Here is a 14,986-nt window from a genome sequence, read left to right on the forward strand (position 1 = left end):
ATGCTGCTGCTCATCGGGGTGATCGCCGGCGCGCTCGTGCCGCTGCAGACCATCGCAAATTCCCGCCTCAGTCGATCGACGGGCACCGCACTATCCGCTTCGCTGGTCAGTTTCAGCGTCGGCACAGTGGCGCTGTTCATCGTGACGCTCATGATGGGCGCACTTCCGAACCTCAGCGAAGTGAGCGCCCAGCCACCGTGGATGCTCACCGGTGGGGCACTCGGCGTGATCGCGCTCAGCGGCAATATCCTCCTCTTTCCCAAGCTCGGCGCTGTGCAAACCGTCATCCTGCCCATCAGCGGGCAGATCATAGCCGGCATGATCATCGACAATTTCGGGCTTTTCGACGCCCCCGTCCTCCCCGCGGACCCCACCCGCATCCTAGGAGCCAGCGTCGTGATGCTTGGGGTGCTCGCCTGCGTCTGGCGTCCGAAAAGCAGCGGCCAAGAACGCCACCTGCCCCTCCAAATCGCCGGCATTGGATTCGGGATGTGCCTCGCCGCACAATCAGCCATCAATGGACAACTAGGAATGAGCCTCGACACACCAATCAGTGCCGCGCTCATTTCCTTCGCCGTGGGAACCGCCACCCTCCTAGTTATCAACATCGGACTGCGATGGCGCCCAAATCTGTGGATAACTCAAAATACTCAACCTTTGTGGATGTGGACCGGCGGCCTCCTCGGCGCCATCTTCGTCAGCACCAACGCCCTCCTTGCACCACGCATCGGCACCGGCCTCACCGTACTGGCCACACTCAGCGGCATGATGCTCGCCAGCGTGCTCATCGACAGAGCGCGCGGGGCAAAGGTGAATGCCCGGCAGATCGCCGGGCTAGCGACGGTGATTGCTGGCGTCTCCCTCCTAACTTTGGGCAATAGTTAGGAGAGGGCGGCTGCCACCGTTTCGTTGACGAGAGTCCCCTCGCGGGTCATTACCCCCTCGGCGAGCCCTGGGTAGCGCTTGATCGCGTGGTCGAGTCCGCCTTCGGCGAGGGCGCGGACGTAGGGTAGGGTGGCGGAGGCGAGGGCGCGGGTGGAGGTGTTGGCGACGGCGCCTGGCATGTTGGGGACGCAGTACATCAGGGAGTCGGCGACTTTGAAGGTGGGTTCTTCGTGGCTGGTTTTGCGTGAGGATTCGAAGCAGCCGCCTTGGTCAATGGCGACGTCGACAAGCACGCTGCCGGGTTTCATTTCTTCGACGAGGCTGTCGGGCACGAGGACCGGGGCTTTGGCTCCGGCGACGAGGACTGCGCCGATGACGAGGTCGGCGTCGAGGAGTTCTTCGCGGATTGAGCCGGGGTCGGAGATGATGGTGCGCACTTGGCCGTGGTAGAGGTCGTCGAAGTAGCTGAGTGTGCGGGCGTTGACGTCGAGGACGGTCACTTGTGCGCGCAGGCCGTGTGCCATGGCGACGGCGCTGGCGCCGACCTGCCCACCGCCGATGACTACCACTTTGGCGGGGCTTGTGCCGGGCACGCCGGAAAGGAGCACGCCGCGTCCGCCTTGCGGGCTGAGCAGGTGGTGCGCACCCTCGATGACGGCGAGGCGTCCGGCAACTTGGCTCATCGGTGCGAGCAGCGGCAGGCCACCTTGGGCATCGGTAACGGTCTCGTAGGCGACGGAGGTGGTGCCGGCTTTTTGCAGCGCGTCGGCGACGGCTGGGCAGGCCGCGAGGTGCAGGTAGGTGAAGAGGGTTTGGTTGCGCAGGTATGGGAACTCCTGCTCCTGAGGCTCTTTCACTTTTAGTACGAGATCGGTATCCCAAGCTTCTTCGACGCTGACGATGGTGGCGCCCGCAGCTTCGAATTCCTTGTCGGGCATAGCGGCGCCGAGGCCGGCTCCTTCTTGAACCAGCACGTTGTGCCCGTCAGCGATCAGGGAGCGAACCCCCTGTGGGCCGAGGGCGACGCGCCCTTCACGATTCATTACTTCTTTTGGAATACCAATGCGCATATGTTTTCTCCGCAGTTGTCTGTGCGCCCTGGGTGTAGCGCAAGTGATTCAGGACACCACCATTGAAGCATGTGAATCAGATCAACTACAACAGGGGTAACCCCGGGCTGTAGTAGGCGCTCGCAATGACAGAATCGAGACGCACCCACCGGCCCGCCGCACTCACTCGAAGCACCCGCGAAACCGCAGACTCTGAGGGTGGAATCAGCCCGAAAGCATCGCAAGCAAACAGCAGCCGCAGCGGCAATGCACGCCCCTCAACCGTGAGTACCGCCTGATCAAGCAAATTCCGCGGCACACCCAACGGCCCACTGTGCGCTTTCGCCTCGTCACGGCCGGCCTGCACAAGCTTTTCGACGACCACGCCAGGAATTTCGTCGATAAGCTCAAAATTTTCAGGCGGCAAGGCACCCGGCCAACTTGCCTGCCGATCCGCGCCGCCGGTTCCCGTGAGCACATCAGCAACAGCCATTACCCCCGCAGGCGCCTCGGGCACCCGCAACGCTATCAAGGGATCAAAAGGAGTAGTGACGAAGAGCTCAGCCCCCTGCCCCACCGGCCGGATACGCGCCAGCGCCTGCTGATCAAAGCGAAGCGCGCGGCGAAGAATCGCCGCAACATTACCCTGAGGAATAAACACCTCCCCAGTATGGCTCAAAGTTAGGAGGTGTGGCCGCGAGTGAGCACTTTCAACTCGCGCTCAGTGATCTGACGCGGCCTCGCGGTGGGCAAGTCGATAGCCACCTGCACCGTGTGCACCGTGGCACACACATGCCCTTGTTGGTCATACACATTTTGACGGGTGGTAAACGACGAGCGGCCGATATTGGTGACAACCGTGTCGATGCGCACCTCAATCGCACCTGGGGTGAGCGGGCGAAGATAATCCACCTCAATTTTGCGAACAAACACCGGCGGAATCTCGTGACCCTCCGCGCCGAATTCATCATTGGACCAACGAATCCGAGCTTCCTGGGCCAGTTCAATATAGGCGGCGTTGTTGATGTGACCGTAGCGGTCATAGTCTCCCCACCGCAGTGGAATACGGGATTCATGGATGAACGGTTGTGCGGTTGTGGACATGTAGTCAGCTTTCTTTACTCGACGTTTCGTCGTTTCCCAACAGTAGAACTCAGTTACCCTAACCGCCATATTGTTTGCTTAGCAAAACATTCCGCGTGTCCACTTCGGCAACACAAAACCCTCCTGACAATCGAGCAAAGTTAGGAGGGGTTGGTTCGCAGCTTGCGCTAGCGGCTGAGCTTGCGGTGCGTCACGCGGCTTGGGCGCGCAGCCTCGGCACCGAGGCGCTCGACCTTGTTCTTCTCATAGTCTTCGAAGTTGCCTTCGTACCAGAACCATTGACCTTCGGCGATGTTGCCTTCCCAGGCCAGGATGTGGGTACAGGTGCGGTCAAGGAACCAGCGGTCGTGGGAGATCACCACGGCGCAGCCGGGGAATTTTTGCAGCGCGTTTTCCAGCGAGCTGAGGGTTTCGACGTCGAGGTCGTTGGTTGGCTCGTCGAGCAGGATCAAGTTGCCGCCCTGTTTGAGGGTAAGCGCCAAGTTCAAGCGGTTGCGCTCACCGCCGGAGAGCACCTTGGATGGCTTCTGCTGGTCGGGGCCTTTGAAACCGAAAGCGGAGAGGTAGGCGCGTGATGGCATTTCGTTTTGGCCGACGTGGATGTAGTCCAGACCGTCGGAAACCACTTCCCACACTGTCTTTTCGGGATCGATGTTTTCGCGTCCCTGATCCACGTAGGACAGTTGCACCGTTTGGCCAACTTTGACTTCACCAGAGTCCGGCTCTTCCAAACCAACAATCGTCTTGAACAGCGTGGACTTACCCACGCCATTGGGGCCGATCACGCCGACGATGCCGTTGCGCGGAAGGGTGAAGCTCAGATCCTTAATCAGCACGCGGCCGTCGAAGCCCTTGGTGAGGTTATTCACCTCAACCACCTGGTTACCCAGGCGGGGCGGGGTCGGGATCTGGATTTCTTCGAAGTCGAGCTTCTTGTACTGCTCAGCCTCCGCAGCCATCTCCTCGTAGCGCTGCAAACGGGCCTTGTTTTTCGCTTGGCGAGCCTTCGCACCAGAGCGAACCCAAGCGAGTTCCTCTTTGAGGCGACGCTGCAGCTTTTGGTCCTTCTTGCCTGCGACTTCGAGGCGTTCTGCTTTCTTCTCCAGGTAGGTGGAGTAATTACCCTCGTATGGGTACAGCTTGCCGCGGTCAACTTCGCAGATCCAGCCAGCAACGTGGTCGAGGAAGTAGCGGTCGTGGGTAACGGCCAGCACAGCACCCTTGTAATCGGCAAGGTGCTTCTCCAGCCAAAGCACGCTTTCGGCGTCCAGGTGGTTGGTTGGCTCGTCGAGCAGTAGCAGATCAGGCTCAGAGAGCAGTAGCTTTGCCAGCGCGACGCGGCGGCGCTCACCACCGGAAAGGTGAGTTACCGGCTCGTCGGAAGGCGGGCAGCGCAACGCTTCCATTGCCTGTTCAATCTTGGAGTCCACTTCCCAAGCATCGGCGTGGTCGAGCTCTTCTTGCAGGCGTCCGAATTCCTCCATGAGCTCGTCCGAGTAGTCGGTGGCCATGAGCTCGGCGATTTCCTCGTAGCGCTGCTTCTTTTGGAAGATCTCGCCGAGCCCCTCTTCCACGTTCTCGCGAACGGTCTTTTCCTCATTCAGCGGCGGTTCCTGCAGAAGAATGCCGACGGTAGCACCAGGATCAAGGAAAGCTTCGCCGTTTGAGGGCTGATCCAAACCGGCCATAATCTTCAGAATTGAAGACTTACCTGCACCGTTTGGGCCTACAACACCAATCTTGGCGCCCGGATAAAAAGCCATGGTGACGTTGTCGAGAATGACCTTGTCACCGATGGCTTTGCGCACGTTTTTCATCGTGTAGATGAATTCACCCATGGAGAGCTTCGCCCCTTCGTGATTCGTTGAGAGATTTTCGTTCGATCTCTCAGGCTACCGCATCGAAGCGAACTCCCCCGGCGGGGCGAAGCAACCCGGCGCACCGAGGTGACGGTGGTGCGTCGAAAAGCTTGCTAGAACGGGGCAACCTCCTCCTTCTTGCCTTCGATGATCTTGTCTGGCTCGCCGAGATCTGCGAAGTTGAGATCCTTGTCCGGAACGTGCTCCTGGGCGTCGGTGCGCTTGGAGCCAACGACATAACGGCTCAACTCGAAGGCAACGTGGTTCGAGCGCAGCACAATGTCGGAACGTTTCGCATCACCCTCGCCCCATGAATTGGTGACCAATTGACCCAAGCAGATCACGGGGTGTCCCTTGCGCAAAGAACGCTTGGCATTGATCGCCAGCTCACCCCAGCATTCCACATTGATGAAGAGCTGATCGGCGTCATACCACTCCTCCTGCCCGCCGACGTGGCGCAGGCGGCGACGGCTCGAAGCTACCCTGAACGTGACCTTGTGGCCCGGCTCATTTTCGCCGTTATTGAATTGAAAATACCTGGGATCATCAACGAGGTTGCCGATGATCGTGGTTTGAGTGTGCATGGTTTCCCCCTCGATAAGTGAAGTTCCGAGGCTCGTGCCCCGGTGCACCTATCATCACGCGGCTTCGATGCACACCGCCACCAACGGCGAATTTTGCTCTGGTGGCTGTGGACAACTTCGGGTGCAATCATTTGAACCTGGCGCGGCCATCAACAGCGGGGAGAAATTTTTGGGACTAAGGGGCGCGAAACTCCTGTTCGTGGTATTGGCTCACCGCGTCAGATTCGCCTGATTCCATACGCGCCAACATAGCGTTGTACGCCGCGAGCTCATCCTCGCCTTCATCTTCAACGTGCTGCTCATAGGCCGCCTCTTCTTTCTTGTCCTCGCGCAGCCACTCCAAAAAGAGCGCGCCGAAGACGACCATGAGCGGGAATGCACCGGAGGCCCACGCTATACCGCCGCCGACGTTCTGATCATGCATGAGGTCTACCGGCCACGGAAGATCGAGGGTCTCATAGAAATCGCCCGCGAGGACCGTGGAGAGCTGCATGAGATACACGCCGAAATACAGGTGGAAGGGCATGGAGAACACCAGCCACCCCAATCGGCTGAGCACTGAGTTCTTCACCGGACGAGGATCCGGACTGATCATTTCCCAGTAATAGAGGTAGCCGGAAATAAGGAACACCCAGTTCATGGACAGGTGCCCGGCGTGTTCTGACACCATGACGTCGTACCAAGGCGTTACGTACAGCAGGTAGAAGATAGTGATGAACTGAATGGTGTTCACTGCGGGATGCATGAAGAAACGCAACGTTTTCGAGTTTAGGAACGCTCGGAGCCACTCACGAGCTCCCGGCTGCTCTTCGCTACCTTCGGGCAGCACTTCCAGCGCCAGCGTCATTGGCGCACCGAGCACCAGGAACACTGGGATCACCATAGAAAGCACCATGTGGGCAACCATGTGCATGGAGAACATCGCCGGCATGTAGAGGCCCACACCGGAGCTCATCGCAACGGCAAGGCCCAGCGATCCGAGCATGAACCAGAACGTGCGTTGCCACTTCCACGTCTTTCCCTGCGACTTCAGCTTGTATAAACCGTAGGCATAGGCTGCGGCCATGATAAGACCGAGGGTGGTGAACATGATGTCAAAGCGCCAGACCGTCCACACGCCCCAAAAAGTGGGGGCTTTTTGCAAGTTGTAACCCATTTCGAGAGCCATGGGCGTCAAATCGATTACGCGCGGCGGTGGCGGTGGCGTCCTCCCCAAAGAAACCGCGACTCCGCTGGTAGCGGCCATGATGATCACTTCTACGATCGAGAGCCGCACGAAAGCCCTGCCCCGGGTATCGGCCGCTTTCAGCTTGGGAATGGACCATCGGCGGTGCGCCAAACCAACCAGCGCCAGCACCATAGTCAGGACAAACTTTGCGACGATCAACCGTCCATAACCAGTGCTGAAAAGATCCTCGAAACGAACGCGAATCGCCGCGTTGATCACGCCCGAGGCCGCCATGACCACTACCGCCCACAGCGCCACCGTGGAGTATCGCGAAACGGCTATTGGCAACCCGGGTCCCAAACGACGTCCGTGCGCAATCAGCGCCATCAAGCCGCCGACCCACAAGAGCATGAAAATGAGGTGCCACAGCAAAGAATTTGTGCCGTAGTCGTGGTCACCTCCGGCAGCGGAATGCCCTTCGAGGCCGAGCGGCACCACCATCGAGATAGCACCCAAGAACCAGAAGAACTGTGTGCGCCAATGGCGCGAAAACTGTGACACACCCGCCAACACGAATGCGATAACGGCGGACCACATCCACGCCAACGCCGCGGAAACGCGCGATAGTGCGGTGGGCCACATGGCCGGTCGGATCGCCTCGCCCAATGGCTGGCCGGAGACGTCGGAAAGCACCATCGGAATCATCAACAAAGCGATAAGCCCAAAGCACAGAGCTGCTACCGCACCCGTTTTCGTAGCCAGTGCCCCATCGACGGATAACCGGGCTTTCAGCAGGTTGGGCGCGGGCTGCGGGGCGAAGAAGAAGGTCGATGCCATGAAGGATCCGGCCGACAGTGCCGCAAGCATCCACCCGGCGGCGCGGAAAAATGGCAGGCCGGCGGTGGTGAACGGCCCCGGGTCCGGCACGCCGAGTGCGGCGAGCGATTCGGCGAGAAATACCCAAGAGATGATGGCCCCAACGATGCCGGCCACCACGGTGAACATGATGTACAGCGGCCAGGTAGAGCGAAAGGATGGGGCCGATTGTGTCGAAGGCATGACTCTTACCCTATCGCGAGAGTTCGAACCCCTCACCTCCCCTGTAGCTACCGCTTGGTGGCAGGAGGTATCAGCGAGGAAATGGACACCCCTGGTGTTTTCATTTGATTATCAATAGCGCTAGCATAAGTGATTCTTGCAACGCTGAACCTGCGGCTCGGCAACTGCACAGCAACACAACGAAAGGATCCATTCATGAACAACCACACCATCCACCAGGATCATCAGCACACCCACGGCGAAGGCTGCGGTCACGTCGCCATCCCCCACGGCGACCACATCGATTACCTGCACGACGGCCACCTGCACCACAAGCACGAGGATCACTGGGATGAGTGTGGCCACACTGATTGCTCCGCCGAACACGAGATCCACCAGGATCATGAGCACACCCACGGCGAAGGCTGCGGCCACGTCGCCATCCCCCACGGCGACCACATCGATTACCTGCACGACGGCCACCTGCACCACAAGCACGAGGATCACTGGGATGAGTGCACCGACAACTGTGCCTGAAATCGCCATGTTCTAAAAACCGAAGGGGCCGGAAGCTTTCTCCAAGTTTCCGGCCCCATTTTGCGCCCCCAGCAGGATTCGAACCCGCGACCAATCGGGTAGAAGCCGACTGCTCTAATCCACTGAGCTATGGAGGCATGTCGAGAATTCTAACGCACCATTTTCAAGCATCCCAAACACGCAAAGCCCCGTGAGCAATCACATATAGGCAAGGCTTACTCAACTAAGGTAAGCCAATGTAGGCTTAGGGTGTCACAACAACAGCAGAATTAGGAGCCATGATGTTCGGAGCACTCGCGAACAGCATCCAGCGACGTCTCACCGATCCCGCGCCCACATGCGCCCCCGGCTCCAAAACCTGCCAAGAATGCCACGGTGAGCCCGAAACTTTTGCACTCTGCAACGTGCCATGCGGCAATAGCTGCAAGATTTCTCGTATTTCCGAGATCAACCTCTCCCCCACCACACAGCGGCGTCTCGCCGAACTGGGGTTACGTGCGGGCATGAAAGTCACCGTCACCCAAAAGATTAGCTCCGGGGGCCGGGTGCTGAAGATCGGCACGACTCGTTATGCAATCGACGGCAATACTGCCAGCGAATTGCTCGTCACTGCGGCATAAGACCCAACACCTCCTCCAGTCAAAGGGGCATTTTTCCTATGTCCGGATCTACTTGCCACAGCGAAAGCCACGGCTCCAACCTTGCACCCAAGGGCGCGCCAGTCATTGCGCTGGTGGGAGCGCCGAACGCCGGAAAGTCCACGCTGTTTAATGGGCTCACAGGAGCTAAGGCGAAGATGGGCAACTGGCCGGGCACCACCGTTGAGGTCAGCCGCGGCGCATGGAAAACCAACGCCGGAACTTATGACGTGATTGACTTTCCCGGCGCCTACTCCCTGGACCCCATCAGTCCAGACGAGGAGCTGACCAGGGATCTCGTGGTGGAGTGCGCCGAGGATGATCGTCCGGATCTCGTGATGGTGGCGGTTGATGCGACCGCGCTCAGCCGGAGTCTTTACATGGTGGCGCAGCTCGCCGAACAAGCCCACCGCATCGTGGTGATCATCACCAAATCCGATGTGGGCAGTCGCTATGGCAGCGAGGTGGACGTCGAAAAGCTAGGACAAGTCTTAGGCGTACCCGTTGTTGCCGTCGATCCGCGTCGCCGAGGCAATCTCGCCGCAATTGAAACAGTGGTGTCGGCGGAACTGCAACGGCCAAAGCGCACACTGCGGCAGGTGCACACTGAGGACGCCTTCGAGCTCGCCGATGATCGCTTCGAATGGGTGGAACAGGCAGTAGCGGCCGCGCTGAGCAGTAAAGAGCAGCAGGAGAAAACTGCCAGCGAAAAGATCGACGCCGTGGCGCTGCACCCGGTAGCTGGCCCGCTGATGTTCCTGGCGTGTATGTGGCTCGTTTTCCAGATCACTACCACCGTTGCCGCGCCGCTGCAGGATGCGCTGGATGCGTTTTTCAGCGGCCCGGTCAGCGATCTAGCACGCTCGGCGCTCGAGGCGCTCGGGCTCACGCATCCCTTCTTCAGCGGCTTGATCGTGGACGGGCTCATCGGCGGCGTGGGCATGGTGCTCACTTTCGCCCCGCTCATGGCCCTGATGTTCCTCATCTTGGCGGTACTTGAAGATTCCGGCTACATGGCGCGCGCTGCGGTCGTCACCGACCGACTCATGAAATCCATCGGGCTGCCGGGCAAGGCATTTATCCCACTCATCGTTGGTTTCGGCTGCAACGTGCCGGCGATTTCTGCAACGCGAGTGCTAGGACAACCGCGCCAGCGTTTGCTCACCGCCCTGCTCATCCCGTTCACTTCATGTTCCGCACGCCTGACGGTGTATGTGATGCTGGCCAGCACGTTCTTCCCGGATCACGCAGGCAGCGTGGTGTTTGCCATGTACTGCATCTCCATCGCGCTGGTGGTGCTCGTGGGCCTTGGCATGAAGCACACGCTGTGGCGCCGCATGGGCGCAGAACCGCTGGTGATTGACCTGCCTGTCTACCAGTTGCCGGGGTTCAGACTCGCGCTTTCAGTAATGTGGGTTCGCCTCAAAGGCTTCCTGCACACTGCGGGCGGCATCATCGTCGCCACCGTTACTGTGGTGTTCCTGCTGCAATCGACGCCGGTGGTTTCGGGCTACAGTTTCGCCGACGAGGCTCTCCCCACCCAAAACAGCGTCTACGGCGCCGTGGCCGAAGGCATCTCGCCTGTGTTTGAACCGGCCGGTTTTGGTTCCTGGTCCATCAGTGGCACCTTGCTCACCGGCTTCGTGGCCAAGGAAGCGGTGATTTCCTCATGGGCTCAGACCTATCAGCTTGACGACGTCACCGACGCCGCCCCAGAAGACCAGGCATCTTCGCCCCTTGCCAACGCGGTGCGCCAGGACTTTACCCAAGCATCCGGTGGGCACACGATCGCGGCGGTGTGGGCATTCATGGTGTTCCTCCTGGCATACACCCCATGCGTAGCCACGCTCGCCGCCCAGCGCAGAGAAATCGGCGTGAAATGGATGCTCGCAGGAGTAGGCATTCAGCTCACATCCGCGTGGATCCTCGCCGTGATCGTATTCAATGTTTTGAAGATCTGGTTCTGATGCGCCCACTGACCGCCATCACCCACGCCATGCGAGAAGGCGCACGCACCGCCACCGACATCGAGCGCGCAACCGGACTCAGCCGAAGCACCGTCGACGCGGCCCTAGAACACCTCGTCTCCACCGGCTACCTGAGCAGCAGCAGGGATCAATCAGCGTGCGCAGGTTGCGCCATGTCATGCTCCGGCAGCGGGGCCACCTGCGGGCGCGGGCTCACCACACTCACGCTCAAGGCACCGCCGCCCAAGCGATAAGATGATGGGTACTGCCTAACCGGGTTCAACCGGCACCACACTGATCCTGCAAGGAGCATTCATGGCACTGCCCAAACAAGACATCGACGCCTACGCCGTCATCACCGGCGCAAGCCAAGGCATCGGCAAAGCAATGGCAACAGACCTCGCTCGCATGGGGTACAACGTGGTGCTCGTAGCACGCAGAGCTGAACTGCTCGAACAGATAGCAGCAACGCTTCGCCAACAACACGGCGTGAACGCCATCGCCTGCCCCTGCGACTTGGCGGATGAGGATGATCGCCGGGGGCTCGTCGAAAAGCTTGAACAAACGCGGGTCAATATCCTGATCAACTCTGCCGGCATCGCCAGCTTCGGGCCATTTAAAGACCAGGACTGGGACTACGAGACCACCCAATTCGAGCTCAACGCCACCGCCGTTTTCGAACTCACCCACGCCGTACTGCCCGGCATGCTCGAGCGCAAAGAAGGCGCCATCTGCAACGTGGGCTCCGCAGCCGGCAACGTGCCCATCCCCAACAACGCCACCTACGTCTTCACCAAAGCTGGCGTCAACGCCTTCACCGAGGCTTTGCACTACGAGCTCAAAGGCACCGGCGTCACCTGCACCCTGCTTGCGCCCGGTCCCGTGCGAGAAGCAGAAATCCCAGAAGCCGAACAATCCATCGTGGACAAAGTGGTGCCCGATTTCCTCTGGACTACCTACGAATCCTGCTCACGCGAAACCCTCGAAGCGATGGCGAAAAACAAGCGACGCGTCGTTCCAGGCCCCCTTTCCAAAGCCATGAATGCCATTTCAGCCGTTGCGCCGACCGCCGTGCTTGCGCCGGTGATGGGCAAGTTCTACTCCAACCTCTCCTAACTTTCGAGCAAAGTTAGGATGGGGGTATGTCTGAAACGCTTTCGCCCAAAGATAACCGCCTGGTGTGGATCGACCTCGAAATGACGGGTCTAGACCCCGATCGGCACGTCATCGTAGAAGTGGCGGCACTGGTCACCGACGCCGAGCTCAACATTTTGGGCGAGGGCGTGGACTTGGTGGTGCACGCCAGCGAAGAAGAGTTGGCACAGATGGACGACTTTGTCACCAATATGCACACCTCCTCAGGGCTTATCGACGAAATCCGCAACTCGCCCGTGACGCTCTCCCAAGCCGAGGACGCGGTACTCGAACTGGTCGCGCAGCACTGCCCCGCCGATCAACCAGCACCCTTGGCCGGCAATTCAATCGCCACCGACCGCTCCTTCATCCGCGAACACATGCCGCGGCTCGATGATGCCCTGCACTACAGGATGATCGATGTGTCCTCCATCAAAGAACTGGCCAAGCGCTGGGCTCCCCGCGTGTATTATCGCCAGCCCGAAAAAGGCATGGCGCACCGCGCGCTCGCTGACATCGTGGAATCTGTCCGCGAGCTGGACTACTACCGCCGCAGCCTATTCCGCGCCGATACCACCAGCGAGGAAGCAGAGCAGGCAGCACAGGAAAGCACCCGGGTTTACCAGCAGTTTTTGTAATGTTGGAGGCATGAGTTAGTATTGCTATCGCTGCTTTTCAAGCGGTGATGGTGGCTGTAGTTCAGTTGGTAGAGCACCAGGTTGTGATCCTGGGTGTCGCGGGTTCGAGCCCCGTCAGCCACCCCAAGAGTGGAGGGTCGAAAGTTTTTACTTTCGGCCCTCTTTTTCATGCGGCAAATCCTCGGAATGGTTGGAGTGATTTCTTTCGTCGTCCCGGGAGGTTTGGTTCATTATCGAAATCGGGCTAGTTGATTTCACACGACCTCCCATTCACTGGGGCTCTTCTGAAGCTGCATCCCGCCTAAATGACCAATCATGAAAGTGCGCTGTTCCCACTTGAACGGTTTTTTTTGGGGGGGGGAGGATAGTTCGACTGCATTTTCGGACTCGCAGTTTGAAGGAGCCCTTAGCAAAATTAAACGTTTACTATTATTGAGCGTTCAAGAATCTTGAACTCTTCAACCGGTTCGTCTCACCGACCGAAGGCCAAAAGCTGCAGCGCCCTCCAAGCTCTCCCGCACCGATACGCTCGCTCACAGCAACGAAAAAGGAGCAGATCAGCAGTGATCCGCTCCTCAACTCGTACCGTGAAGCCGCGAGGTTAGTTTTGGTCCGCGTTGCCCTTCTTCCAGGTCTCCCAGTCAATGTTCCAGTCACCTAGGCCATCTGCGCCATCGAGAACGCCGCCGATGGTGTTCTTCACCGTGACAATGTCGCCGCGCTTGACGTAATCCTGGAACCACTTCGCATATTCGGTCGTGACGTTGATGCAGCCATGGGAAGTGTTTTGGCTGCCTTGTGCCCAAACCGACCACGGTGCGGCGTGAACGTAGATGCCGGAATAGGACATTTGCGTTGCGTAATTCACGGTCAGACGGTATCCGCCGTTTTCATGCGACAAACCATAAGTTTCTGAATCCATGATCATCGAGGGATTCTTGTCACCAATGATGTAGACGCCGTTGGGAGTTGGCCATTGATTCGATCCCATTGAGATGGGCATCGACTTCACGACCTCGCCATTGTTGTAGACCGTCATGGTCTTGGTGTTGTCGTCCGCCACGGCCTCGACTCGGTCACCGATGGTGAATTCTGTGGAGTTGTCCGCTTCGCCATAAACTCCGCCACCGAGGTCCTTGCCGTAGAGATCTGCGTTGACCTTCACCTTTGTTCCGGGCTCCCAGTAGTTTTCCGGACGCCAGCGCATTTCATAAGGACTCAACCAATACCAGGCGCCTTCCACGGCCGGTTCGGTCTTTACTTTTACGGCATCCTGAGCGGCTTTGCGATCTTCAATGGCGTACGGGAAGCGCACAGCGATAGTCTGCCCCACCCCGACTTCGGCGTTTTCAGCCGGGGAAAGTGCACCGTAGGCGGTGTAGTCCGGTGCGAGCGTGGTGAAGCTACTCTTGGTGGTTTCACCATTCTTATCCTTAGCGACAATGGTGTAGGTCCGTCCATAACCTAGGACCTCATCGTTGGTCCAGCTTTTTCCGTCGTCGGCCATCTTGCCGTCAACTTCATTGCCTTCTTCGTTGGTCATGGTGACCTCGTCCAGGCCATCGCCCTTCGACTCAACCTCAACAGGCTTAATTGGACTGACCGAATCAGCATCATCCTTCACGTTTACCGCTGGAGGATTCTTCTCTTCAGCTTGTTGCTCCTGACCGTCGCTGGATCCGCCACCACCAATGGTGCAGGACGCTAGTAACATGGCAGGCCCGAAGGCACCAATAACCTTCGAAAATCGAGCACGTCCAACATTTGCCTTTGGCAATTTCACAACTTCACTAGCCTTCACTATCGCTGTCACTTCGCGCGACTTTCGCCGCAGCGTTTCCAATCGTAAACCTCATAGCTTCAAACATTGCACTCAGAACGCTAAGCGTTAGCACATTGTTATGTTCCAGAAAGACCTCCGAGACCTACCCCGCCATTCAGAATTTTTAGGGAGGCGGATCCCGGGCCAAACCGGGGGTTTACGGCTGATTGACACTATGCACGAACACCTCCAAGCCTACCCCGTTGATTTCGAACACATTTTCCCCGTATTTGGTTCGGCAATAGCTTTTCGACGCCACGAAACCCATCCATCACGAGCAAGCATTCAAACGCGGATTAAAAGGGGCGATCACCAGGCGATTTTGCAATCTGTAGTTCACGTTGTTATATTTTTCTTCGTTGCACAGCAGGAACAAGAGTTCAAGCTGTACATGATGCGCCATTAGCTCAATTGGTAGAGCAACTGACTCTTAATCAGTGGGTTCGGGGTTCGAGTCCCTGATGGCGCACTTTTTCACCCCCAGTATTCAGGTCTCGTCTGGTTGCTGGGGGTGCTTCGTTTTTACAAGCCATTTTTCACCTGCCACGTTGCACTGATCTGTT

At 58.5% G+C, this 14,986-nt stretch carries 14 protein-coding genes and 3 tRNA genes; 9 read left to right on the forward strand and 8 right to left on the reverse strand.

Features of this window, described 5'->3' with window-relative positions:
* Complete coding sequence (locus tag CGERO_RS08250) at positions 1-885, forward strand: DMT family transporter (RefSeq protein ID WP_123934961.1); 885 nt, start codon at positions 1-3, stop codon at positions 883-885.
* Here the strand turns inward: CGERO_RS08250 and ald are convergent.
* The 6 genes from ald to CGERO_RS08280 all read right to left on the reverse strand — a co-directional run bounded on the left by ald (position 882) and on the right by CGERO_RS08280 (position 7,708).
* Positions 882-1,955 (reverse strand): alanine dehydrogenase, encoded by a 1,074-nt coding sequence (gene ald, locus CGERO_RS08255; RefSeq protein ID WP_123934963.1) that lies wholly within the window; start codon positions 1,953-1,955, stop codon positions 882-884. The two genes, CGERO_RS08250 and ald, sit on opposite strands and share 4 nt — an antisense overlap.
* An 85-nt stretch (positions 1,956-2,040) precedes the next feature.
* Complete coding sequence (locus CGERO_RS08260; RefSeq protein WP_123934965.1) at positions 2,041-2,595, reverse strand: DUF8185 domain-containing protein; 555 nt, start codon at positions 2,593-2,595, stop codon at positions 2,041-2,043.
* 20 nt (positions 2,596-2,615) lie between these two features.
* Positions 2,616-3,038: an acyl-CoA thioesterase gene (locus CGERO_RS08265; RefSeq protein ID WP_245998817.1), complete on the reverse strand. Its 423-nt coding sequence runs from the start codon at positions 3,036-3,038 to the stop codon at positions 2,616-2,618.
* A 167-nt stretch (positions 3,039-3,205) separates the two neighbouring features.
* Complete coding sequence (gene ettA / locus CGERO_RS08270; protein ID WP_123934968.1) at positions 3,206-4,876, reverse strand: energy-dependent translational throttle protein EttA; 1,671 nt, start codon at positions 4,874-4,876, stop codon at positions 3,206-3,208.
* A gap of 134 nt (positions 4,877-5,010) precedes the next feature.
* Positions 5,011-5,481: a single-stranded DNA-binding protein gene (locus CGERO_RS08275; RefSeq protein WP_123934970.1), complete on the reverse strand. Its 471-nt coding sequence runs from the start codon at positions 5,479-5,481 to the stop codon at positions 5,011-5,013.
* Positions 5,482-5,656: 175 nt separating this feature from the next.
* Complete coding sequence (locus tag CGERO_RS08280; RefSeq protein WP_123934972.1) at positions 5,657-7,708, reverse strand: bifunctional copper resistance protein CopD/cytochrome c oxidase assembly protein; 2,052 nt, start codon at positions 7,706-7,708, stop codon at positions 5,657-5,659.
* Positions 7,709-7,903: 195 nt separating this feature from the next.
* On the opposite strand from CGERO_RS08280, the gene CGERO_RS10765 reads away from it, so the two are divergent.
* Positions 7,904-8,224 carry a hypothetical protein gene (locus tag CGERO_RS10765; RefSeq protein ID WP_123934974.1) on the forward strand — a complete coding sequence of 107 codons (321 nt, stop codon included), beginning with the start codon at positions 7,904-7,906 and terminating at the stop codon, positions 8,222-8,224.
* 63 nt (positions 8,225-8,287) lie between these two features.
* Here CGERO_RS10765 and CGERO_RS08290 read toward each other — a convergent pair.
* Positions 8,288-8,361: transfer RNA gene (locus tag CGERO_RS08290), tRNA-Arg, on the reverse strand.
* A 141-nt stretch (positions 8,362-8,502) separates the two neighbouring features.
* Between CGERO_RS08290 and CGERO_RS08295 the strand changes: the two genes are divergently transcribed.
* The 6 genes from CGERO_RS08295 to CGERO_RS08320 all read left to right on the forward strand — a co-directional run bounded on the left by CGERO_RS08295 (position 8,503) and on the right by CGERO_RS08320 (position 12,727).
* Entirely contained in the window at positions 8,503-8,844 is a 342-nt protein-coding gene (locus tag CGERO_RS08295) for a FeoA family protein (RefSeq protein WP_245998818.1), read from the forward strand.
* A gap of 38 nt (positions 8,845-8,882) precedes the next feature.
* Positions 8,883-10,829, forward strand: coding sequence for a ferrous iron transport protein B (feoB, locus tag CGERO_RS08300; RefSeq protein WP_123934976.1), 1,947 nt, complete (start codon positions 8,883-8,885; stop codon positions 10,827-10,829).
* Entirely contained in the window at positions 10,829-11,083 is a 255-nt protein-coding gene (locus tag CGERO_RS08305) for a helix-turn-helix domain-containing protein (protein WP_123934978.1), read from the forward strand. Before feoB ends, CGERO_RS08305 begins: the two co-directional genes overlap by 1 nt.
* A gap of 61 nt (positions 11,084-11,144) precedes the next feature.
* Positions 11,145-11,945, forward strand: a complete 801-nt coding sequence (gene cmrA / locus CGERO_RS08310) for a mycolate reductase (RefSeq protein ID WP_123934980.1) — start codon at positions 11,145-11,147, stop codon at positions 11,943-11,945.
* Between the two features lie 26 nt (positions 11,946-11,971).
* Complete coding sequence (orn, locus tag CGERO_RS08315) at positions 11,972-12,601, forward strand: oligoribonuclease (protein WP_123934982.1); 630 nt, start codon at positions 11,972-11,974, stop codon at positions 12,599-12,601.
* A 50-nt stretch (positions 12,602-12,651) separates the two neighbouring features.
* Positions 12,652-12,727 (forward strand) — tRNA-His (locus CGERO_RS08320).
* A gap of 475 nt (positions 12,728-13,202) precedes the next feature.
* Here the strand turns inward: CGERO_RS08320 and CGERO_RS08325 are convergent.
* Positions 13,203-14,315 carry a L,D-transpeptidase gene (locus CGERO_RS08325; protein ID WP_123934984.1) on the reverse strand — a complete coding sequence of 371 codons (1,113 nt, stop codon included), beginning with the start codon at positions 14,313-14,315 and terminating at the stop codon, positions 13,203-13,205.
* A 504-nt stretch (positions 14,316-14,819) separates the two neighbouring features.
* On the opposite strand from CGERO_RS08325, the gene CGERO_RS08330 reads away from it, so the two are divergent.
* Positions 14,820-14,892 (forward strand) — tRNA-Lys (locus CGERO_RS08330).
* The last annotated feature ends 94 nt before the right edge of the window (positions 14,893-14,986 follow it).

The sequence above is a fragment of the Corynebacterium gerontici genome (assembly GCF_003813985.1).
GTDB lineage: Bacteria > Actinomycetota > Actinomycetes > Mycobacteriales > Mycobacteriaceae > Corynebacterium > Corynebacterium gerontici.